Origin of the sequence: Neorhizobium galegae bv. orientalis str. HAMBI 540, from assembly GCF_000731315.1 — a bacterium.
Lineage (GTDB): Bacteria > Pseudomonadota > Alphaproteobacteria > Rhizobiales > Rhizobiaceae > Neorhizobium > Neorhizobium galegae.
Genome location: NZ_HG938353.1, coordinates 4,035,103 through 4,055,685 on the forward strand (window position 1 = coordinate 4,035,103; position 20,583 = coordinate 4,055,685).

General features: G+C 63.1%; 17 protein-coding genes and 1 riboswitch. Of the genes, 9 read left to right on the forward strand and 8 right to left on the reverse strand.

What is annotated here, in order from left to right; translation table 11 throughout:
- Window positions 1–2: 2 nt before the first annotated feature.
- Window positions 3–986: a DUF1839 family protein gene (locus RG540_RS19490; RefSeq protein WP_038591350.1), complete on the forward strand. Its 984-nt coding sequence runs from the start codon at window positions 3–5 to the stop codon at window positions 984–986.
- The gene (locus RG540_RS19495) at window positions 983–3,466 is read left to right on the forward strand and encodes a glycosyl hydrolase 2 galactose-binding domain-containing protein (protein WP_080724986.1); all 2,484 of its coding nucleotides are present in this window, start codon (window positions 983–985) and stop codon (window positions 3,464–3,466) included. The genes RG540_RS19490 and RG540_RS19495 overlap by 4 nt, the downstream gene beginning before the upstream one ends.
- Here the strand turns inward: RG540_RS19495 and RG540_RS19500 are convergent.
- Entirely contained in the window at window positions 3,434–5,275 is a 1,842-nt protein-coding gene (locus RG540_RS19500) for an alpha/beta hydrolase family protein (protein ID WP_244446590.1), read from the reverse strand. The genes RG540_RS19495 and RG540_RS19500 overlap by 33 nt on opposite strands.
- A gap of 486 nt (window positions 5,276–5,761) precedes the next feature.
- Here RG540_RS19500 and purU point away from each other — a divergent pair, with 486 nt between their 5' ends.
- From purU to RG540_RS19515, 3 genes are all read left to right on the forward strand, one after another.
- Window positions 5,762–6,646: a formyltetrahydrofolate deformylase gene (gene purU / locus RG540_RS19505; protein WP_038547091.1), complete on the forward strand. Its 885-nt coding sequence runs from the start codon at window positions 5,762–5,764 to the stop codon at window positions 6,644–6,646.
- Between the two features lie 85 nt (window positions 6,647–6,731).
- On the forward strand, window positions 6,732–9,377 hold the full coding sequence (locus RG540_RS19510) for an aminotransferase class III-fold pyridoxal phosphate-dependent enzyme (RefSeq protein WP_038591352.1): 2,646 nt from the start codon (window positions 6,732–6,734) through the stop codon (window positions 9,375–9,377).
- A 432-nt stretch (window positions 9,378–9,809) separates the two neighbouring features.
- Complete coding sequence (locus tag RG540_RS19515) at window positions 9,810–10,007, forward strand: hypothetical protein (RefSeq protein ID WP_038591355.1); 198 nt, start codon at window positions 9,810–9,812, stop codon at window positions 10,005–10,007.
- 55 nt (window positions 10,008–10,062) lie between these two features.
- Here RG540_RS19515 and RG540_RS19520 read toward each other — a convergent pair whose 3' ends face one another.
- Both RG540_RS19520 and RG540_RS19525 read right to left on the reverse strand, forming a co-directional pair.
- The gene (locus tag RG540_RS19520) at window positions 10,063–10,299 is read right to left on the reverse strand and encodes an Lrp/AsnC ligand binding domain-containing protein (RefSeq protein WP_038547100.1); all 237 of its coding nucleotides are present in this window, start codon (window positions 10,297–10,299) and stop codon (window positions 10,063–10,065) included.
- A gap of 53 nt (window positions 10,300–10,352) precedes the next feature.
- Window positions 10,353–11,291: a LysR family transcriptional regulator gene (locus RG540_RS19525; RefSeq protein WP_038591357.1), complete on the reverse strand. Its 939-nt coding sequence runs from the start codon at window positions 11,289–11,291 to the stop codon at window positions 10,353–10,355.
- 98 nt (window positions 11,292–11,389) lie between these two features.
- Here RG540_RS19525 and RG540_RS19530 point away from each other — a divergent pair, with 98 nt between their 5' ends.
- The 3 genes from RG540_RS19530 to RG540_RS19540 are packed head-to-tail and all read left to right on the forward strand — an operon-like array spanning window position 11,390 to window position 15,273.
- Complete coding sequence (locus RG540_RS19530) at window positions 11,390–12,673, forward strand: NAD(P)/FAD-dependent oxidoreductase (RefSeq protein ID WP_038591360.1); 1,284 nt, start codon at window positions 11,390–11,392, stop codon at window positions 12,671–12,673.
- 56 nt (window positions 12,674–12,729) lie between these two features.
- Window positions 12,730–14,271, forward strand: coding sequence for an L-piperidine-6-carboxylate dehydrogenase (amaB, locus tag RG540_RS19535; protein ID WP_038591362.1), 1,542 nt, complete (start codon window positions 12,730–12,732; stop codon window positions 14,269–14,271).
- 3 nt (window positions 14,272–14,274) lie between these two features.
- Window positions 14,275–15,273: a P1 family peptidase gene (locus RG540_RS19540; protein ID WP_038591365.1), complete on the forward strand. Its 999-nt coding sequence runs from the start codon at window positions 14,275–14,277 to the stop codon at window positions 15,271–15,273.
- Here the strand turns inward: RG540_RS19540 and cobD are convergent.
- The gene (gene cobD / locus RG540_RS19545) at window positions 15,266–16,294 is read right to left on the reverse strand and encodes a threonine-phosphate decarboxylase CobD (protein ID WP_046601280.1); all 1,029 of its coding nucleotides are present in this window, start codon (window positions 16,292–16,294) and stop codon (window positions 15,266–15,268) included. The two genes, RG540_RS19540 and cobD, sit on opposite strands and share 8 nt — an antisense overlap.
- On the opposite strand from cobD, the gene cbiB reads away from it, so the two are divergent.
- The gene (gene cbiB, locus RG540_RS19550) at window positions 16,293–17,258 is read left to right on the forward strand and encodes an adenosylcobinamide-phosphate synthase CbiB (protein WP_038591367.1); all 966 of its coding nucleotides are present in this window, start codon (window positions 16,293–16,295) and stop codon (window positions 17,256–17,258) included. The two genes, cobD and cbiB, sit on opposite strands and share 2 nt — an antisense overlap.
- Here cbiB and RG540_RS19555 read toward each other — a convergent pair.
- The 4 genes from RG540_RS19555 to RG540_RS19570 are packed head-to-tail and all read right to left on the reverse strand — an operon-like array spanning window position 17,242 to window position 20,276.
- The gene (locus tag RG540_RS19555; RefSeq protein ID WP_038591369.1) at window positions 17,242–18,711 is read right to left on the reverse strand and encodes a cobyric acid synthase; all 1,470 of its coding nucleotides are present in this window, start codon (window positions 18,709–18,711) and stop codon (window positions 17,242–17,244) included. The genes cbiB and RG540_RS19555 overlap by 17 nt on opposite strands.
- Window positions 18,712–18,713: 2 nt before the next feature.
- Window positions 18,714–19,283 carry a cob(I)yrinic acid a,c-diamide adenosyltransferase gene (gene cobO, locus RG540_RS19560; RefSeq protein ID WP_244446696.1) on the reverse strand — a complete coding sequence of 190 codons (570 nt, stop codon included), beginning with the start codon at window positions 19,281–19,283 and terminating at the stop codon, window positions 18,714–18,716.
- A 41-nt stretch (window positions 19,284–19,324) separates the two neighbouring features.
- A complete protein-coding gene (locus RG540_RS19565) occupies window positions 19,325–20,086 on the reverse strand; it encodes a CbtA family protein (RefSeq protein ID WP_038591374.1) in 762 nt (253 codons plus the stop codon).
- 13 nt (window positions 20,087–20,099) lie between these two features.
- Entirely contained in the window at window positions 20,100–20,276 is a 177-nt protein-coding gene (locus RG540_RS19570; protein ID WP_038591377.1) for a CbtB domain-containing protein, read from the reverse strand.
- A gap of 37 nt (window positions 20,277–20,313) precedes the next feature.
- A riboswitch (cobalamin riboswitch) is annotated at window positions 20,314–20,542 on the reverse strand.
- Between the last annotated feature and the right edge of the window lie 41 nt (window positions 20,543–20,583).

Genomic DNA, 20,583 nt, shown 5'->3' on the forward strand with positions numbered 1-20,583 from the left:
CCATGACGGCGGTGTTTCCCGCGCTCGATCCGGGCAACTACACGACGCATGCGCTGCATTCAGCCGAGCGCATGTGGCCGGAGACGAATTGTTACGTCGATCTGTGGATCGAAGTGCTTTCGGCGCAGGGCCTGCCGCCGGAAGCGATGCTTGGTTTCACCCTGACCCAGGATTTCGAAGGCGACCAGTTCACCTTCTTCAAGGTGCCGCTGGAGGATCTCGAAACCCTGTTCGGCATTCGCGTGACCGAACTGGCGATCTTCGACCGGCCGGAACGGCATGTCGCAGAGCAGATCCACCGCGGCCGGCTGACGCTGCTCGAGCTCGACAGCTTTTATCTGCCCGATACGCGGGGCGTCGCCTATCGCCAGGAGCACGGGAAAACGACGGTGGCGATCAACCGGCTCGACCTCGAAAGCCGCGGGCTCGACTATTTCCACAATGGCGGCTTCTTCACCCTTTCCGGCGAAGATTTCGATGGCCTGTTCCAGTTGAACGCGGCCCCGGACGCGCTGCCCTTCCTGCCTTATACGGAATTCGCCAAGTTCCCCGCGGCCTATCCGGATGCGAGGGAAATTCGCGAGACCGCATGGAAACTGCTCAGGCATCATTTTGCCCGGCGGCCGGAGGACAATCCGATCCGTGCCTTTGCGAAAGTTTTCCCGAAGCAGGTCGAGCAGATTGCCGACAGGGATTTTGGCTTCTTCCACAAATATGCGTTCAACACGCTCCGCCAGCTCGGCGCCAATTTCGAGCTTCTGGCGAGCCATCTCGCATGGCTGAACCCCAACGCATTCGCTCAGTCAGAACAGCAGGCGCTGAAGATTTCGGAAGTGGCAAAATCCACCCAGTTCCAACTTGCCCGCGCGCTTACCCGCAAGAAGTTCGAGCCGCTCGCAACGGCGCTCGATCCGGCCGCTGATGCCTGGGATCTGCTGATGCGCGACCTGGCCTCGACGCTGACCCAGACCCGCGAGGCCGCGTGAGCCTTCTTATCCCGATCGGATCAAAGACCAGCCTTCTTGCCGAAGGCTGGTCTTTGACGTTGACGGAGCCAGGCGCCTACACCCTGTCGGCCGACCTTCCTTCGGATCTGGAATACCTGCCGGCCATGGTGCCCGGCACGGTCGCCGCCGCCCTGGAAGCCGCAGGCCGCTTCGACCGTAACAATCCCGAACCGCTGATCGACAGGGATGCCTGGTATCGCCGCTCGCTTGCCGGCGAAACGCCGGGACCGGCAATCCTGCGGTTTGCGGGCCTCGCGACGGTGGCCGAAGTGTATCTCGACGAGACACTGATCCTGTCCTCGGCCAGCATGTTCGAAAGCCACGACGTTGCGGTCGAGTTGACCGGCACGGAAACACTGTCGATCTGCTTTCGGGCCTTGAGACCGCATCTGGGCAGGACCGGACCTCGCGCCCGCTGGCGACCGCGGCTGATGAACCAGCAGGGGCTTCGGCTGATCCGTACCACCGCGCTGGGCTTCATGCCCGGTTGGAGCCCGGAAATTCATGCGGTGGGGCCTTGGCGGCCGGTTTCGGTGACGCGTGCCAACGATAGCCGCTTGGCTTCGCCCCCCTCGTCCGGTCCCACAGGCCACCTTCTCCCCGCGGGAGAGAAGAGGGAGTTTGCGGTTTCGGCGACGCTCGATGGAAGCGGAACAGGCATTTTGAATGTCGGCTTTGCTTTCGACGGACCGCCCCGGGATTTCCGGCTTGTCTGCAACGGCACCGAGGCGCGCTTCACGAACGACGGCGGACGATATTCGGCCGAGCTTTGTCTGCCGGAGATAAAACCCTGGTGGCCGCATACCCACGGCGAGCCGGCACTGCATGACGTGACACTCAAGGTCGAGGACAAGGAATTCCCGATCGTTCGCACCGGCTTTCGAAGCCTGACGGTCGATCGCGGCACCGATGGCGATGACTTCGCCGTCGTCGTCAACGGTCAGAAAATATTCTGCCGCGGTGCCGTCTGGACTTCCGCCGACATCGCAAAGCTGCCTGGCGACCGCGCGAGCTACGAATCCTGGTTGAGGCTCGCGAAAGAAGCGGGCATGAACATGATCCGCATTCCGGGCATCGCGACCTATGAAAGCCCGGAATTCTTCACGCTATGCGACGAACTCGGCCTGCTGGTCTGGCAGGACCTGATGTTCGCCAATTTCGACTATCCCGCCGGCGATCCGGACTTCATGATTCACGTGAAAACCGAGGTCGAGCAGTTCCTGACGGCGACACAAGCCTCGCCGTCGCTCGCGGTCCTTTGCGGCGGCAGCGAGATCTATCAGCAGGGCGCAATGCTCGGCCTGCCGGAACGCATCTGGAAAGGCCCGCTCTGCGAAGAGATCCTCGGCACCTTGGCAGCCAAGTGCCGGCCGGACCTTCCCTATGTGGCGAATTCCCCTTCAGGCGGCGCATTGCCTTTTTATCCGAATGCGGGTGTCGCCCATTATTACGGTGTCGGGGCCTACAAACGGCCGATCGACGATGCACGGCGGGCAAACGTCCGTTTCGCAGCCGAGTGCCTGGCTTTCTCCAACCTCTCCGCGTCGGAAACCCTCGCCGGCGGCAAGGCCGGGATCCCGCGCGACATCGGAGCAGACTGGGATTTCGAAGACGTGCGCGACCATTATCTGGGCACGCTCTACGGTGTCGATCCCCTGGCGCTGAGAGCGCAGCAGCCGGAACGCTATCTCGCCCTTTCCCGTGCCGTGACCGGCGAAGTGATGGAGGCGGCTTTCGCCGAATGGCGGCGGCCTGGCTCGACCTGCAACGGCGCGCTCGCCTTCACTTTCCAGGATGTCATGCCCGGCCCCGGTTGGGGCGTCGTTGGCGTCGACGGCAGGCCGAAACCAGCCTGGTTTGCGCTGAAGCGCGCCTTCCGGCCGATCCAGGTCGTGTTTGCCGACGAGGGCACCAATGGGCTGGATATTCACCTTATCAATGAAACGCCGACCGATCTGCCGGTCGTTCTCGAGATCGCCTGCCTTCGGGACGGCAGGATGCCGGTCGTATCGGGTCGCCGCGATCTGACACTTAAAGCCGGAAGCAGCGAGAGCGTTGCTTCGACCGACCTGTTCGGTGCCTTCTTCGACGCGAACTACGCCTATCGTTTTGGCCCGCCTTCCCACAATGTGACGGTGGCGCGCATCCGGCATGAGGAAACCGGCGAGATCCTCTCGGAAGCTTTCCATTTTCCGCTCGGGCGTGCCAATGCTTTTCATGATGCCGAGATCACGGCGTCGGTGACCGGGGACGAGGGAGAATTCTGGCTGGAGATTTCGACCGACGTCTTCGCGCAGACGGTCAGCATCGAATGCGACAATTACCGCGCGGCGGACAATGGATTCCATCTGGCGCCGGGCGCAATCAGGCGTATCGGCCTTGCCGCGCTTTCCAAAACCACCGAACGACCCGCTGGCATGATCCGATCACTCGGCGGCGACCGATCCGTCCACTTTTGAATAGACGTCTTCTTCCAGAGGAAACCGGAAAGCCATTTCCCTCAATGCCTCGAGATAGACCTTGCGGGCATGCTCGGGCGTCAGGTTGTGATCGGCATCCGGAATGATTTTCGGCGATACGTTTGGAAAGCGAGCCAAGCCCGCCCCGTCATGGCCGAAATAGAAATCGTACTGTTCGAGACCGAGATCGTTCTCGCTGTAAATCAACGAGACGGGCATGCCACGCTGGTGGAGGGTGCGGAAAGCACCGTAGATCGCCCGCCCCTCCGGCAGGAATCCGCGGAAAGCGTGAAAGACCCTGCCTTTGGCCCGGTTGCCGAGACTTTTGGCGATATTGCGGACGGCAGCGACGGTATTGACCTCGCCCCTCAGGATGCGTTTGAAGGTATCGGCCCGCAAGGCCCGCTTGCGGTAGTCCCGAAGACTGCGCGCGCCATTGACGATCATGTCCTCGACGGAGCGGCCGGGGCGCCAGCGGAAAACCGCCGGATTGACCGAGACATTGCCGGCGATGCGTGGTTCGACCAGTGATGCCTGGAAGCCGAGAAAGGCACCGCTGCAGCGGCCGGCGGCGACGACCGGTGTCATGTTGCAGGCTTCGAGGAAATCGATCGCTTCCGAGACGTCGGCATTCTGGTCCGAATGATAGAGAACCTGGTCCAGCCGACCAGGCACCGGCGGACTGTCACCGACATTGGCCGTGTCGAAACGCAAGGACGGAATGCCGGAACGAGCAAGCGCGCGAGCAAGCGCTACCGTCGAACGGCCCCAGCCGGCATGCCGGTCATAGGCCGATGTCAGGAAAAGCACCGTTGCGCCCGCGCGATCGTGCAATGGTTCGCAGAGAACCCCGAAAAGGCGGCTGTTGAGGCCGAAGCGTGCCGGCGTTTCGGTGAAGCCGTCGCCAGCGAGAGGGGCCGCCGACACTGGCGGGCGTGGTGGCGCGGAAGCAGCCGGTCCGGACGGTAATGCGGCGATCCAGTTCGTCAGATTATCGGCAACTGTCAGCGGTAATTTGACGATCACCGGGTTTGAGACGAGCTTGTCGTAACCTTCGAAAGCCTGTTCATCGACATCCGCGCCAAGCGCGCGCAGCCGAACGGCAAACTCCTTGTCGGAGGGCCGATCGGCCCGGCCGATGACCAGCACGCGTGGCGCAGGCGGCCGGTCGACCTTTAACAGATTGACGTTGCGAACCTCGTCGGCGATCTCACCGGGCATGGTGAGCGACGCGATAGAGACGCCGATTTCACTATGCTGTGCTTCGGTAAGGCCCAGATTTTCGTCGACCACCCTGGACCAGACCGCGAGCTCGCGGATATGCAGACGGCCGGAAACGACCGGCGCCATATAAACGATGGCGTCCAGCGCCTCGATCTCCTCGGCGGCCCTGGTGGCGACGAGCGCCCCCAGCCCCTGCGAGATGACGGCGATGCGCTCGCAGCCGGAAAGCTCCTTGAGATGCGCGGCAGCGGAAACGAGACTGTCGGACCAGACGGAAAGCCCGCCTTTGAAATCGATATCGTCAAGCGCATCGCCGGTGCCGGGATAATCGAACCGCAGGCTGGCAATGCCGCGATCGGCGAGCTTTTCGGAAATGATGCGCCAGAATTTGCGCGTGCACATTTCCTCCAGCCCCCAGGGACTGGCGAATAGTACGGCAGTGCTTGACGGCCGGGTACCGTTCGACGGCGGCGTGAAAAGCCCGACCGTGCCATTGAAGGTCAACGGTTCGGAAGCCGAGCGTGGTAGCAGCGGCGATATCTCCCCGGCGGACGGGGATTTATTTCGGGCGTGCATCATAGCCATGCCGGCAGTTTTTCCATCACTATAACAGCAATACGCCCGGTCTTGCTGATAAAGACTTAAACTATCAGGGGCGATTTTACCGATCGCAGGCGGAACTGTTCCGAAAAGACGCGAGGGAGAACCTGGATTTGGGCCGGTCACTGATTTTGCCAGACTTTTCGGGACCTCTGCTCCAAGTCTTCCTCCAGTGCGAAACCGCAACCCGCCACCATAACGGTAAGTAAATGCGAATCGTTGCTCGAAGCGGCTTCCGCGGCGGTGATGCGCGCGCCGACGGCGCAAAGGGAACGGAATTTTGGGTGGCTGGCTTTAAGGTCGAGAGGTAAGAAGCTTGCTGGACATACAAACAAAGCTGTCTGTACACATTATAGAACCAAGCTCGGGCCTCTTTAGGCATTTTCCTATCCTATAGGGGCTGGATATTGTCCGGCACCAATTTTATGTATACACGGAATGGCCGACCGATGGCAGAGGAGGGAGAATTGCATGAACAACTACGTCCTGACCGTTTCCTGCAAGACGACGCGCGGCATTGTCGCGGCGATTTCCGGCTTTCTGGCGGAAAAGGGTTGCAACATCATCGACTCATCGCAGTTCGATGACCTCGACACGGGCAAGTTCTTCATGCGCGTCAGCTTTCTCTCCGAAGAAGGCGCCGAGCGTCCGGCGCTGCTCGAAGGCTTCAAGCCGATCGCCGGCCGGTTCGAGATGGAATGGGAGATCTTCGATACCGATGAGCGGATGAAGGTTCTCCTGATGGTCTCCCGTTTCGGCCACTGCCTGAACGACCTCCTCTACCGCTGGAAGATCGGCGCGCTGCCGATTGATATCGTCGGCGTCGTCTCCAACCATTTCGACTACCAGAAACAGGTCGTCAACAACGACATCCCCTTCCACCACATCAAGGTGACGAAGGAAAACAAGCCGCAGGCCGAAGCCCAGCTTCTCGATCTGGTCGAGCAGAGCGGCACGGAACTCATCGTGCTGGCCCGCTACATGCAGGTCCTGTCCGACAGTCTGTGCCGGAAGATGTCCGGCAAGATCATCAATATCCACCACTCCTTCCTGCCGAGCTTCAAGGGCGCCAACCCTTACAAGCAGGCCTATACCCGCGGCGTAAAACTGATCGGCGCGACGGCCCATTACGTCACCGCCGATCTCGACGAAGGCCCGATCCTCGAGCAGGACACGGTGCGCATCACCCATGCGCAGTCGGCCGACGACTATGTTTCGCTCGGCCGTGACGTTGAAAGCCAGGTCCTGGCGCGCGCCATCCACGCCCATATCCATCACCGTACTTTCATCAACGGCAATCGTACCGTCGTCTTCCCGCCGAGCCCCGGTTCCTACGCTTCGGAGCGTATGGGCTAAGACCCAGCCGATGTCGGTGAAAAGGCCTATGGACGCAGGCCTTTAACGCTCTATCCTCTTCGGAAGCGCCCTTCCGGAGAGGTTCATGTCCGACGTCCTGCCAGAACTCATCGAGCCTTCTGCAAACGACCTTTCGATCGACGCGATCGAGGACGTTCTACGCGACCACTACGGGCTTTCCGGGCAGATCTTCCCGATCGAAGGACGGCAGAACCCCTACTTCCTGATCGACAACGGCCACCTACGCTATCTGCTCAAGATATCGCCCGCCAACGATCCCATCGAGGAGATCGAAGCGGAACACGCATTGATGCGCCATATCCTGCGCAGTCCCGATGGGCCGCGGGTTCCCGAACCCGTGATGACCAAAGACGGCGGCGACATGCTTGTCCTGCCGCTCGGCGGGGAAGACCGGCGTGTTCGCCTCCTGACGTTCCTCGAAGGTGCGTCGCCGCCGACCGGTGAAAAACTGTCGGATCGATCCGTCGCCGCCTTCGGATCGATCTCGGCCGAGCTTGCGAAAAGCCTCCAGGATTTCGAACATCCGGTCCTCGAGCGCGAGCCGGAAGGCGACCTGCGCAAGGCCGGCCCCCAGACGGTCTCGCTTCTGTCCACCGTCGCCGACCAGGAAATCCGCGACGTGATCGCCAAGGCGATGGTGACGGCGCTTCGGCGCATCCAGCCATTCGGCCCAAGCCTCAGGGTCGCGGCCGCACATCAGAACCTGAACGCCGGAACCGTCATCGGTGAAGATACGGATGGCACGTGGATGCCGACCGGCGTGACGGATTTCTCAGGTATTTCCAACGGCTGGCTCGTCGCCGGTTTTGCCAATACCTGCGCCTACCTGCTCGCGGACCGCGACGGAGATCCGTTCGCCCTGCTGCCGGCGATCCGCGCCTACCACGAGATCTATCCGTTCACCCTGGCCGAACTCGAAGCCCTGTGGCCGCTGGTCGTCGCCCGCACCGGCATCCTCGCCGCCGAAGCCGAGAGCCAGCAGGCCTTGTCGCCCGATGACACGCAGGCAAAGGAGGAGACCGAGAAACGCCGTGCGGTGCTCAATGGCGCAACCGCAGTTTCCCCGGCACAGGTCTTTGCAGCCATCCTCGATGCCACGGGAATGACGAAATCGCTGCCGGAAATCGGTCGGCTCCTGCCCGATATCGACCCGGACAGCTTCCGGATGGTGGACCTCAGCGTCACCAGCCCGCTCCTCTACGGCGGCAACTGGACGGATGCCGACAACGACTGGAAATTGCTTGCCCATATCGCCCGGGAAACCAGCCGCGCCAGCACCCGCTACGGCGAATACCGGCTTTCGAAAAGCAGCACTGACCCCCAACAGGAGCCGGAAAGTTTCGCACTCCACATCGATGCCTGCCTACCCGCCCGGACGGCGGCGGTGGCGCCCTTCGCGGCAACGCTGAAAAGTGCCGGTCCCCGCCTTGTCCTTGTCGGGCGCGACCTGACCCTCCATGTCGAAGGCCTCGAATGCACGCTTGCCGAAGAGACGGAGCTTGCCGCCGGCGATCCGCTCGGCGTAATCGCCGGAGCGGATAACTCCGTTGGCGGCGTGCGGCTCCGGTTCTGCCTCGATGCGGATCTCGTGCCGCCGCTTTTCTGCACGCCGAACGATGTCGGCACGTGGTCGAGGTTATATCCTTCTCCCGCTGCGCTGCTCGGCATCGATGCGAATGCCCCGGCTCCGAAACATTCCGATCAGCCCGTCCGCGGCTGGAGGGAATATCTCTTCGACGCGACGGGGCGCACCGCGCTCGATCTCGGCGGCCAGGCGCCGCTGATCGGCCACGGACATCCGCGCCTCGCCGCCGCGACCTACCGCCAGACCATCCTGCTCAACCGCGCCACGGGCCAACCATCCGAGCCGGAGGAGGTCTTGCGAGCGCAACTGGCGGAGCTTGCGCCTGAAGGGTTGAGCCATGTCGCGTTTGCTTCCAGCCGTGGCGACGCTCTGGATCTCGCCTTCCGGCTCGTCCGCGCTCACACGAACAAGGCCCGGATCATCGGCCTGCCGGGTTTCCGGGTGGACCGTCGCGATCCGGACCTTTTCACTGTCCCCACCATCGGCACCGCAGCCGATATGATCCACGATCTCAAGGACGTCGCAGCCGTGCTCGCGAACGGCTACGACGAGGCCTTGCACCTGGACGAGCCGCTGGCCGAACTTGGCGAGAAGGCCGGCCTGCTGATCGTCGACGAAACCGGAGCCGGCTACGGCCGTCTTGGCCACCACATCTGGGGTTTCTCGCACCGGGGCCTGGCGCCTGACCTTCTGATCGCAGACGGGCCGGACGGAGGGGCGCCGGCGCTTCTGCTGACACGGCCCGAAATCGCGGCAAGCCTTGCCGCGGACGTTCGTCCGCGGGCGATCTCTCCGGTCGAGGCCGCTGCGGCCGCAGCGGCGCTCGATGTCATCAGGGAAGAACAATTGCGGGAGAACACCCGCGAGATCGGCGGCCATCTGAAGACGCGGCTCGAAAGCCTTGCCGAACGCTTTCCGGCGATCCGTGCCGTGGCCGGCAGCGGCCTGCTGCTCGTGGTCGATCTGGCGGACGAGGCGGCGGACCTCGGCGAACGACTGCGACCCGGGTTTATCGTGGACGACAGCATACCGAAGCGCATTGTCCTGCGTCCGCCGCTATGCCTCAGCCGCGAAAGCGCGGACGGGTTAGTGGATCGGATCGAGACCCTGCTCTCGGAAATTTGAGCTGGCCGATCCGGTCTTTGCCGGAAATTTTCCACTCCCGATCCTTGCTTGGGTGGAAAAGCCACCTATGTCAGGGCTGACGGGCAACGGCTAAGAATCGCGAATGAAATTTCACAATTCAGCCTTCTTCCTGTCATCAGTCGGAAAAAAATTCTAGGTAGACTGATTTTCGTTGATCATTTTGTGGGATTCGCCTACAGATGATTTTCATTCGGCCTGCTGAGTCTCGCCGACTTTCGCGCAACGCCATGAAGGGAGAGTGACATGTTTAAATTCGTCCGCGTCGCCACCTTTGGTGAGGCCGCGTTCAAAATGAATGGCACGGATCGCCGCTCCCTTCCGTGCTGTCGAATGTAACGCTTCAGTTCAATCGTTCCTGAAAATTTTCATTCGCCAGAGCTGCGTCGCAAGCAGTCATAGCGGGAGTCTGCCATGCAGAAGCAAGTAATCGAATTCGGCGGCGAACCCGTCGGTATTGTCATTCCTGACGCGGATCGGCTGAAGTTCATCGCCGTCAAGTTCCATGTCATCGATCTGGACGAACAACGTTTCGGCTCTGCCGACGAGGTACGTCTTGCGATCCGCGAGCTGGTTCGCTCGCGCAACAGCGCCTCGGCGGCGCATGCCTGAGATCTTTTGAAATCCACCAAAAAAAGCCGCCCATCGGGCGGCTTTTTTATTGCGCTCAGAATGCGGTGAAGGTCATCGTCGTCAACGAACGTTCGATGCCTGGAATGGAGGCAATCTTCTCGTTGACGAAGCGGCCGATCTCGTCATTGTCCTTGATATAGACCTTCAGCAGCAGGTCCCATTCGCCGCTGGTCGAATAAAGCTCGGAGGCGAGTTCGGTCTTGTAGATGGCGTCGGCAACCTCGTAGGTCTTGCCGGGCTTGCAGCGGAGCTGGACGAAAATAGGTTTCATGGACGTCTTCCCGTCGGTCGGATCGCCTAAGCGATCATGATGGACATGTCCGACTATTGGCCGATGCGACCGCCGTTCGCAAGCGCATCGTGGTGAATCTCTTGCCTGTGGATTTCCTGGATGATCCACTCCCTGAAAGCTGCAAGTGGCGGATAGGTGGCTCGGTCGGGCGGATAGGCGAGATGGTATTGGCCGGTCTCCATCCTCTCGGCGTCCACGGCCGGCACCAGCAGGCCCTGTTCCAGCTCCCGGCCGATCAGGAACCGCGGCAGCAGCGCAGCGCCGAGGCCGGCGGTTGCCGCCTCGACCATGGTGATGAACTGGTCGAACAGCATGCCGTGCAGCCCGTCGAAGACGATCCGGTTCTTGGAAAACCACAATTCCCAGGCGTCCGGCCGCGTATTGAGATGCAGAAGGGGTGCCTGAAGCATATCTGCCGGTGTCTGAAGATTATGCCGCGCTTTGAATTCCGGACTGCAGGCCGGCAGCACTTCCTCATCCATCAGGAAGGTGAGCGCCGCGCCCGGCCAGCGAGCCGCACCGAAATGAATGGCTGCATCCAGCGTATCGAACCGGAAATCGAACGGTTCGAGCCGTGTGATCAGGTTCACGACCATGCCCGGATGCGCATCGAGAAAACGCCCGATCCGCGGCGTCAGCCAGCGCGTGCCGAAAAACGGCAGGATGGCAAGATTCAGCGTGCCGCCGGAGGGATTGGCCCTGAGGTTCAGCGATGCATGCGAAATGCGCCTGAGCGCCTCCCGCACCTCGCGGGCATAACCGTCTCCGGCAAGCGTCAGCCGGATCGTCTGACGCTCCCGTAAAAACAGCGCCACGCCGAGCTGTTTTTCCAGCGCCGAAATCTGACGGCTGACGGCGCTCTGGGTCAGGCCGAGCTCGTTTGCCGCCGCCGTGACGCTGCCGGTGCGGGCAGCCGCCTCGAAGGCGGAGAGCAGCGAGAATGACGGAAGAAAGCGCCGGGGCGGCAGCATGTCATTCCTCCAGCGAATGATCTGTTGAGAACATGTCGATATTCATCGATAACGGCTCCCTGTAAAGAGTTGGCGACCAACACTCCCGGACAATCATCATGCTGAACGATCCCCGCTCTCACGGCCTCTGGGAAAAGACCGCCCCCGCCCCGCCGCCCACCACCCGGCTGGAGGAGGCGATATCTGCCGATGTGGTGATTGTCGGCGGCGGTTACACAGGCCTTTCGGCGGCGCTGCATCTCGCGGAAGCGGGAACCAACGTCGTGCTGCTCGAAGCCGCGGAGATCGGTTTCGGCGGCGCCGGCCGCAATGTCGGCCTGATCAATGCCGGCATGTGGGTGATGCCCGACGATTTTCCCAAGGAACTCGGCCCGATCTACGGCGAACGCCTGCTCGATCTGCTCAGCAACGGCCCCGCTCTCGTCCGCGAACTGATCGAGAAACACGCCATCGCCTGCGAGCTCGAAAAGAACGGCACGCTGCATTGCGCGGTCGGCCCGGAGGGACTGAAGGAACTGGAGGAGCGCGCTCGCCAATGGCAGAAGCGCGGCGCCCCGGTGACTTTGCTCGACGCGGCCGAGACCGAGCGCCGCGTCGGATCCAGGGTCTACTCTGGATCGCTGCTCGACATGCGCGCCGGAACACTGCAGCCGCTTGCCTATGCCCGCGGTCTTGCCCATGCCGCGGTGAAGGCCGGCGCCAGGCTTTACACAGGCAGCGCTGTCACCAGCACCGGTGAGGTCGAGGGCCGAAAGTTCGTCAAGACGGCCTCCGGTCAGGTGACCGCCGACTGGGTGATCGTCGCAACCGATGCCTACAGCACCGGTCCGTGGGAACAGGTACGCCGCGAACAGGTGCACCTGCCCTATTTCAACCTCGCCACCACGCCGCTCAGCGACAACCTGCGCCGCTCCATCCTTGCCGGGCGCGAGGGTTGCTGGGACACCAAGGAAATCCTCTCTTCCTTCCGCATGGATCAGGCAGGCCGGCTGGTCTTCGGCTCGGTCGGTGCCTTGCGCGGAACAGGAACGACAATCCACAAGAGCTGGGCTCGGCGCTCGCTGAAGCGCATCTTCCCGCAGCTCGGCGAGGTGGAATTCGAGGCCGAGTGGTACGGCAAGATCGGCATGACCGACAACGCTTTGCCGCGCCTCCACAAATTCGACCGCAACACGATCGGTTTTTCGGGCTATAACGGCCGGGGCATCGCGCCCGGCACGACGTTCGGCATGCTGCTTGCAAAACATATCCTCGGGGAGGTCTCCGAGGTCGACCTGCCCCTGCCGCTTTCGGACCCGCGGGAACCGGCCTTCCGCGCCATCAAGGAAGCCTATTATGAGACGGGCGCGCAGGTTGCCCATTTCGCCGGCGAGCGGTTCTGATTGCGAAACCGCCACCGACTTGTAGATTGATGAAAATTACACATCCGGAGACTGACATGACGCTCGCCACTCTCGATCTCGCTGCTGAGGTAAAAGCCATCCTGAGCGATCTCGGCGTGAAAGCCGAAAGCTATACCGGCGGCACGCTCGCCGTCCGTTCGCCGATCACCGGCCTGGAAATCGGCAAACTGCGCGAAGAAACCGCCGCAGGCGCCGCAAAGGCGATCGATGCCGCCCACGCGGCCTTCCTCGAGTGGCGGCTGGTACCGGCTCCGAAGCGCGGCGAACTGATCCGCCTGCTCGGCGAGGAACTGCGCGCGGCCAAGACCGCACTCGGCCGGCTGGTCTCCATCGAAGTCGGCAAGGTCACCTCCGAAGGCCTCGGTGAAGTGCAGGAAATGATCGACATCTGCGATTTCGCGGTCGGCCTGTCCCGCCAGCTCTACGGCCTGACGATCGCCACCGAACGTTCCGAACACCGGATGATGGAGACCTGGCATCCGCTCGGCGCGATCGGCATCATTTCCGCCTTCAACTTCCCGGTCGCCGTCTGGTCCTGGAATGCGGCGCTCGCCATCGTCTGCGGCAATTCCACCGTCTGGAAGCCGTCGGAAAAGACCCCGCTGACCGCGCTCGCCACCCAGGCGATCTTCGAAAAGGCGCTCGCCCGTTTCGTCGCGGATGGCGGGAAGGCCCCGAAGAACCTCTCGACCGTCCTGATCGGCGGCCGCGATATCGGCGAAGTCCTGGTCGACCACGACAAGATCCCGCTGGTTTCCGCGACCGGTTCCACCGCGATGGGCCGCGCTGTCGGCCCGCGGCTGGCGTCGCGCTTCGCCCGCTCGCTGCTGGAACTCGGCGGCAACAATGCCGCGATCGTCGCCCCGACCGCCGATCTCGACCTGACGCTCCGCGGCGTCGCCTTTTCCGCCATGGGCACGGCCGGCCAGCGCTGCACCTCGCTCCGCCGCCTCTTCGTGCATGACAGCGTCTATGAAACGCTGGTGCCGCGCCTCGCCAAGGCCTACCAGTCCGTGACGATCGGCAGCCCGCTCGAAAACGGCAATCTCGTCGGCCCGCTGATCGACAAGGCCGCTTACGACAAGATGCAGAAGGCGCTGGAAGCCGCCAGGGCCGAAGGCGGCAAGGTGACCGGTGGCGAACGTGTTCACCAGGACGAGGCGGCAGACGCCTATTACGTCCGCCCGGCGATCGTCGAGATGCCGGCCCAGTCCGGTCCGGTCAAGGACGAGACCTTTGCCCCGATCCTCTACGTGATGAAGTATTCGAGCTTTGACGAGGCGCTCGCCCTGCACAACGACGTGCCGCAGGGCCTTTCCTCCTCGATCTTCACCAACGACATGCGCGAGGCGGAAACCTTCGTCTCCGCCCGCGGCTCGGATTGCGGCATCGCCAACGTCAATATCGGCCCCTCGGGTGCCGAAATCGGCGGAGCGTTCGGCGGCGAGAAGGAAACCGGCGGCGGCCGTGAATCCGGCTCCGACGCATGGCGCGTCTATATGCGCCGCGCCACCAACACGCTGAACTACGGCCGCACCCTGCCGCTCGCGCAGGGCGTCAAGTTCGACATCGAATAACCGATGGCCGAACCGCTGAACCTGCTGACCGATATCGAGGGCGTGGCCGTTGGCCATGCCACCGATCTTGCCTTGGGTTCGGGCGTCACCGCGATCGTGTTCGACGAACCGGCAATCGCCTCCGGCTCGGTGCTCGGCGGCGCCCCGGGCGGGCGGGACACAGCTCTGCTCGATCCGTCCATGACCGTGCAGACGGTCGATGCCTTCGTGCTATCGGGCGGTTCTGCCTTCGGTCTCGATGCGGCCGGCGGCGTACAGTCGGGCCTGCGCGAAATCGGCCGCGGTTTCCAGGTCGGCAGCGTCCGCGTGCCGATCGTGCCGCAGGCGATCCTGATGGATCTCCTGAACGGCGGCAACAAGGACTGGGGTCTTCACTCGCCCTATCGCGAGATGGGCTACGAAGCGTTCAGGGCCGCCGCCAAGGGTCCGTTCGCACTCGGAACCATCGGATCTGGAACGGGTGCCACGACGGCGACGTTCAAGGGCGGCATCGGCTCGGCAAGCGCCCGGACTTCGACAGGCCATACGGTCGCGGCACTGATTGCCGCCAATGCCCTTGGCTCGGCGACGATTGGCGAAGGCCCGCATTTCTGGGCCGCTCCCTTTGAAGAAGGCAATGAATTCGGCGGGCTTGGAATGCCTCCGACCTTCGACAATCGCATGCGCCTCAAGGGCCGCAATGTGACGTCGACGACGATAGGCGTCATCGTCACCGATGCCGTGCTGACCAAGGCACAGGCGCACCGGCTTTCCATCCTCGCCCATGACGGCCTCGCCCGGGCGATCCTGCCGGCGCACCTGCCCTTCGATGGCGACACGATCTTTTCGACGGCGACCGGTGCGAAACCGCTGAGCGAGCCATCGGATTTCATGGAAATCTGCCATCTGGCGACGCTGGTGACCGCCCGCGCCGTGGCCCGTGGCGTCTACGAGGCAACTGCTTTGCCCAATGCAAATGCCCAGATCGCCTGGCACGACAAATTCACTTCGCCGGCTAAATAGTTTTCAAGGCTCCTTCGAGCCGCGGCCAGTCGTTCTCGCAGGGAAGGCCGATCCTCAGATCATTGGGCCGTTCCTCGAACCGGCGCACCAGAATGCCCCGCTCTCCAAGATGCCGGAAAACCGCCGGCGCGCGCGGATCGCGGATGAAGCGGAACAGCGACGTCCCGTCCGTGACGGGTATTCCCGCAGCACCGAGCAGGGCATCCAGCCGCGCCGCATCCTCTCTAAGCCTCAGCCGCATCGCGCACTGCCATCCGACATCGGCGAGTGCCTCGTTCGCCACGTGCAATGCCGGACCGGACACCGCCCAGGGACCGAGCCGGTTCTCGATTTTCGCCACGGTTTCCGGATGCGAAATCACGAAGCCGAGCCGAAGGCCGGCCATGCCGTAGAACTTGCCGAAGGAGCGCAGCACCACCAGCCCGCCGGCATCCACCGCGTCGGTGACGCTCGACGCGTCCGAGACATCCATGAACGCTTCATCGACGACCAGCAGCCCGCCCTTCGCGCGCATGACTGCTGCGAGCGCCCGAAGGTCGGCACGCGGGACGATGCGCCCGGTCGGATTGTTGGGATTGACGATGACCGCGAGGTCCGCTTCCGCCAGCCGATCCAGATCGTCGGTTTCGGTGACCTCGAAACCGGAAAGCCGAGCCGCTCGGGCATGCTCCGCATAGGTCGGAGAAAGAACCGCAGCCCGGCCTGTCCGGGCGATCAGATCGGCAACCATCGGCAGCAGGATCTGCGTTCCCGGCCCCGCCGCGACATGTGCCACCGACGGCGCGCCGTAGGCAGCGGCGGCAAGGGCCTTCAGCCTTTCCGCCGATGCGACGTCGGGCAGTCGCGCGAAAGCATTGTCGGGCAGGGGCGAATACGGATAGGAATGCGGGCTGATACCGGTGGAGAGATCGACCCAGGGTTCAGGCGCGTGGCGAAACAGCGTCCGGGCGCGGGAAAGATTGCCGCCGTGCTGTATCGGATCGCCAATTTCATCGCCAATCTCAGGGCCTGCCAACTTCATGTTCCTTCTCGCATTTTTCGCCCTGATCACGGAGCGCATCGTGGGTTATCCGGACTGGCTGTTCCGGCGCATCGGCCATCCGGTCACCTGGATCGGCGCACTGATATCCCGGCTCGACCGCGATCTGAACCGCGAAAGCGACGACTTCTCCACGCGCAAGCGAAAGGGCGTATACGCGCTTCTGGCACTTCTCGGCATCACCATCCTGCTCGGCCTGGTGATCGAATACGACCTGAGAATGATCCCCTTTGGGCCGATCCTGCTGGTTCTGATCGCTGCGAGCTTGCCGGCGCAGAAGAGCCTTGAAACCCATGTCGAGGCCGTCGCGACGGCGCTGCGATACGGAGGCCTGGATGCCGGGCGGAAAGCGGTCTCGAAAATCGTTGGGCGCGATCCGGAAAAGCTCGACGAAGCGGCCGTCTGCCGGGCAGCGATCGAGAGCCTGGCCGAGAATTTTTCGGACGGCGTCGTGGCGCCGGCCTTCTGGATGGGGATCGGCGGTCTTGCGGGCGGCGTCGGCTACAAGGCGGCCAATACCGCCGACAGCATGATCGGCCACAAGCTGCCGCGTTACGAAGCCTTCGGCTGGGCGGCGGCCCGTTTCGACGATCTCATCAACCTGCCCGCCTCGCGCCTGAGCGCCCTTCTTTTCGTGGTCGCTGCGGGTTTCATCGATCACGCCTCGCCGGGCAACGCGATCCGCGCCATCAGGCGGGATGCCCGCCATCACCGGTCGCCGAATGCCGGCTGGCCGGAAGCGGCGATGGCCGGCGCGCTCGGCATCGCCCTCGCCGGGCCGCGCAGCTATGGCGGACAGATGATCGAGGCACGGTTCATGGGCGAGGGCGGGCGCTCCGAGCTCACCTACGACGACATCCGCCGCGCGCTGAAACTCGCCCGCGTCGCCGACGCTCTGCTGATCGGCCTTTTCGGCCTTTTGGCGTGGATCATCTGGCAAGTTTGAGCAGCCCATCCAGATCGAGATGCTTTTCCATATGGCCGGCCAGCCGGTCCAACACCGCGTCCACGCCTGCCTCGTAATCGAGGCCTGATGCCGAGCCACCAAGCCGCGTCAGCCAGGCCGACCGCTGCCGGTCGTCGGAAAACAGACCGTGGAGGTAAGTGCCCCAGACCCGGCCATCCGCCGATATCGCACCTTCCGGGTTACCGCCGATTGTCGCAAAAGACCGCCTGCAATCGGCACCGGTGGTTCGCCCGATATGCATTTCATACCCGGACAGGGAGATTCCGTCGAAGCTCGCACCCGCAACGGCCTCCAGCCGTTTATCGCCCGCGAGAACCGTCTCGACATCCAGCAGGGCTAGCCCTTCGATCGAGCCCGGCGGTCCTTCCGTTCCTTCCGGATCGGAAATCGCTTTACCAAGCATCTGATAACCGCCGCAAAGGCCCAAAACTCGCCCCCCGCGCCGAACATGCGCCGCAATATCCACGTCGAACCCTGCCGCCTTCAGCGCCCGCAGATCGAATATCGTCGCCTTCGAGCCCACCAGCAGCACGAGATCGCAATCGCCGGGAATGACCTGCCCCGGCCGGACCCGGATGAGATCGACATCCGGCTCCGCTTCCAGCGGATCGAGATCATCGAAATTGGAGATATGCGGCAGGATCGGCACCGCGATCCTGATCCTCGCACCAGCCTTCCGCACGGAAGGCGTATTGAGGCCGAGCGCATCTTCGGCCGGCAGCCGGGCCGCATCGGCAAAATGCGGCAACAGCCCGACCGAATGCCAGCCCGTGAGTTCCCCGATCATCCGCATGCCGTCTGCGAACAGGGCTGGGTCGCCCCGAAACCGATTGACGATAAAGCCCCGGATCATTGCCGCATCTTCGGGATCGAGCACCAGCCTGGTGCCGGCAAGGCTGGCGATCACCCCGCCGCGGTCGATATCGCCGATCAGCACCACCGGCACGTCGGCGGCCCGCGCGAACCCCATATTGGCGATGTCGTTCTGGCGAAGATTGATTTCCGAGGCGCTGCCGGCACCTTCGATCAACACCAGATCGGCCTGATTGCGAAGAAGCCCGAAACTTTCGAGAACCCGCGGCATCAGCGTCCGTTTGAGTATCTGATACTCGGCGGCCTTGGCATTGCCTTCGACCCTGCCTTGCACCACGACCTGCGCACCCACCTCGCTCTGCGGCTTCAGGAGCACCGGGTTCATGTGGACGCTGAGCGGTGCGCCGGCGGCACGCGCCTGCAGCGCCTGCGCCCGGCCGATTTCGCCGCCATCCGCGGTGACCGCGGCATTGTTCGACATGTTCTGCGGCTTGAACGGCATGATCTTCAGGCCGCGCAGCGTAAAGGCGCGGGCAAGCCCGGCCACGACCAGCGACTTGCCCACATCCGAGCCCGTTCCCTGAAACATCAGCGCCCGAGCTGGCTTGACCCGAACCATGGCTAAAACTCGATGCCGGCCTGGGCCTTCACGCCCGCCTTGAAGTGGTGCTTGACCAGCGACATCTCGGTCACCATGTCGGCAGCCTCGATCAGCGCCGGCTTGGCGTTGCGGCCGGTGACGACCACATGCAGATCCGGCCGCCGTGCCTGTAGCGCGGCGACGATCCTGTCGAGATCGAGATAGTCATAACGGAGCGCGATGTTGAGTTCGTCGAGGATGACTAGCCCGATCGTCTCGTCCGCCATCAGGTCGAGTGCCTTTTCCCAGGCCTTTTCCGCCGCCGCGACATCGCGCTTCAGGTCCTGGGTCTCCCAGGTAAAACCCTCGCCCATCGTGTGCCAAACGACGCGGTCACCGAAGACGGCAAGCGCCGGCTGCTCCCCGGTCGACCAGGCGCCCTTGATGAACTGCACGACGCCGACCCGGCGGTTGTTACCGAGCATGCGCAGCGCCAAGCCGAAAGCCGCGGTGGATTTACCCTTGCCCGAGCCGGTATGGACGATGAGAAGACCCTTTTCCTGGGTCTTCTCTGCCACTTCCGCATCCTGAACCGCCTTGCGGTTCGCCATCTTGGCGCGGTGACGCTCGACGGACGCCTCGTCGATCTCCTTCACCGGGAGACGAGCTTCGCCGAAGATCCGGCAGAAGCCTCCTCGCCAGCGCGGAACTTTTCGCGGACGACACCGGCCAGCGCACCGAGCACCGCCCAGAACACCAGGTTGGTGGCATAGACGGCGTTGACGAAGCGGGCATAGAGATCCATCGGGACGGCCGTTTCATGGCTGGGCGGCAGCGGCGCGCCGACCAGATGCGGGGCCATCAGCAGCACGATCGCAAGCGCTGCAAATACGGCCGAGCGTGTGTAGACGAGCAGGCCGAGGCCAATCGCGGTGCAGACAGCCGTCGAGACCCACCAGATCTGGCGCGGGCCGAGTTCCGCAGCCGGCATGCCGGGCAATTCCGGCGGCAGGCCAAGGCCGGGCGCAAGGATGACGGCGAGGAAGCCGGCAATGCCGAACATCAGACCGCCACGCCAGCCCTTGAAGCCGCCGAACGCTTCCGAGGCAGCAATGAGGACAAGGGCAAAACCGATAGCCGACAGCATGTCCGCCGCAAGCGTGTAGATGAAACGCTCGAAGCCATCGGCGGGAGCCCAGGCTTCCTCGCCATGGTGATGCTCGGCAGCGGATGCCGTGGCACCTGCTGCCGGCGCCGCGTCATGGCTGTGCCCCGCTTCGGGCGCGGCATTTTCGAACACTTCCGCCTGCAGGATCAGCGGCACGGTGGAGAAGCTCTGCATCACGGTCAGCAGCAATCCGGACAAAAGCCCGGCGATCACCGCCGTGAAGACGATGTTGCGAAACAACGACATTTGGGAGAACTCCTCAGTGGCAGGGGAAGGCGAGCGAGTGGCGCGTGTCATGCGCGGCATTGTGGACGACTTCCAGATGCGAGAAGCCGACAAAGCCAACGATGAACAGGCCGAGCAAGGCCGTCATGCTGAGGGGAATGATCTTCGAAGCGGAAATGGTGACTGCAGCTGCAGCAGAATTCAGTACCATGGTCTCGTCCTTTCGCCCTCCACCCGAGGGCCGTTCACGTTCTTTGCCGCCTCTGGCAGGTCTCCTGGCTCGCGGATCGGACGCCTTCTCCCGCCTTCCCAGGAGTCCGTTGGCCGGATTTCCCAGTGGCTTGACGGCCGGACGGCCGTTTTGGTCGAAGACTTTCCGCTTACAGTTGCGGGGGCAGCCGCGGGTTGGACGGCGGAATTCCGTCGCACCGCATTCCCTCTAAAACCCTTTCGGGCACCATAGGCTCGGTCACTATAGACGAATTCGGCGTCACGGCAATCGCCTTTGCGACGCATTG

Coding starts and splice junctions, on each gene's coding strand:
- RG540_RS19490 (WP_038591350.1), top strand. CDS start 3: ATGACGGCGGTGTTTCCCGCGCTCGATCCGGGCAACTACACGACGCAT.
- RG540_RS19500 (WP_244446590.1), bottom strand. CDS start 5,275: ATGGCTATGATGCACGCCCGAAATAAATCCCCGTCCGCCGGGGAGATA.
- purU (WP_038547091.1), top strand. CDS start 5,762: ATGAACAACTACGTCCTGACCGTTTCCTGCAAGACGACGCGCGGCATT.
- RG540_RS19510 (WP_038591352.1), top strand. CDS start 6,732: ATGTCCGACGTCCTGCCAGAACTCATCGAGCCTTCTGCAAACGACCTT.
- RG540_RS19515 (WP_038591355.1), top strand. CDS start 9,810: ATGCAGAAGCAAGTAATCGAATTCGGCGGCGAACCCGTCGGTATTGTC.
- RG540_RS19520 (WP_038547100.1), bottom strand. CDS start 10,299: ATGAAACCTATTTTCGTCCAGCTCCGCTGCAAGCCCGGCAAGACCTAC.
- RG540_RS19525 (WP_038591357.1), bottom strand. CDS start 11,291: ATGCTGCCGCCCCGGCGCTTTCTTCCGTCATTCTCGCTGCTCTCCGCC.
- RG540_RS19530 (WP_038591360.1), top strand. CDS start 11,390: ATGCTGAACGATCCCCGCTCTCACGGCCTCTGGGAAAAGACCGCCCCC.
- amaB (WP_038591362.1), top strand. CDS start 12,730: ATGACGCTCGCCACTCTCGATCTCGCTGCTGAGGTAAAAGCCATCCTG.
- RG540_RS19540 (WP_038591365.1), top strand. CDS start 14,275: ATGGCCGAACCGCTGAACCTGCTGACCGATATCGAGGGCGTGGCCGTT.
- cbiB (WP_038591367.1), top strand. CDS start 16,293: ATGTTCCTTCTCGCATTTTTCGCCCTGATCACGGAGCGCATCGTGGGT.
- cobD (WP_046601280.1), bottom strand. CDS start 16,294: ATGAAGTTGGCAGGCCCTGAGATTGGCGATGAAATTGGCGATCCGATA.
- RG540_RS19555 (WP_038591369.1), bottom strand. CDS start 18,711: ATGGTTCGGGTCAAGCCAGCTCGGGCGCTGATGTTTCAGGGAACGGGC.
- cobO (WP_244446696.1), bottom strand. CDS start 19,283: ATGGCGAACCGCAAGGCGGTTCAGGATGCGGAAGTGGCAGAGAAGACC.
- RG540_RS19565 (WP_038591374.1), bottom strand. CDS start 20,086: ATGTCGTTGTTTCGCAACATCGTCTTCACGGCGGTGATCGCCGGGCTT.
- RG540_RS19570 (WP_038591377.1), bottom strand. CDS start 20,276: ATGGTACTGAATTCTGCTGCAGCTGCAGTCACCATTTCCGCTTCGAAG.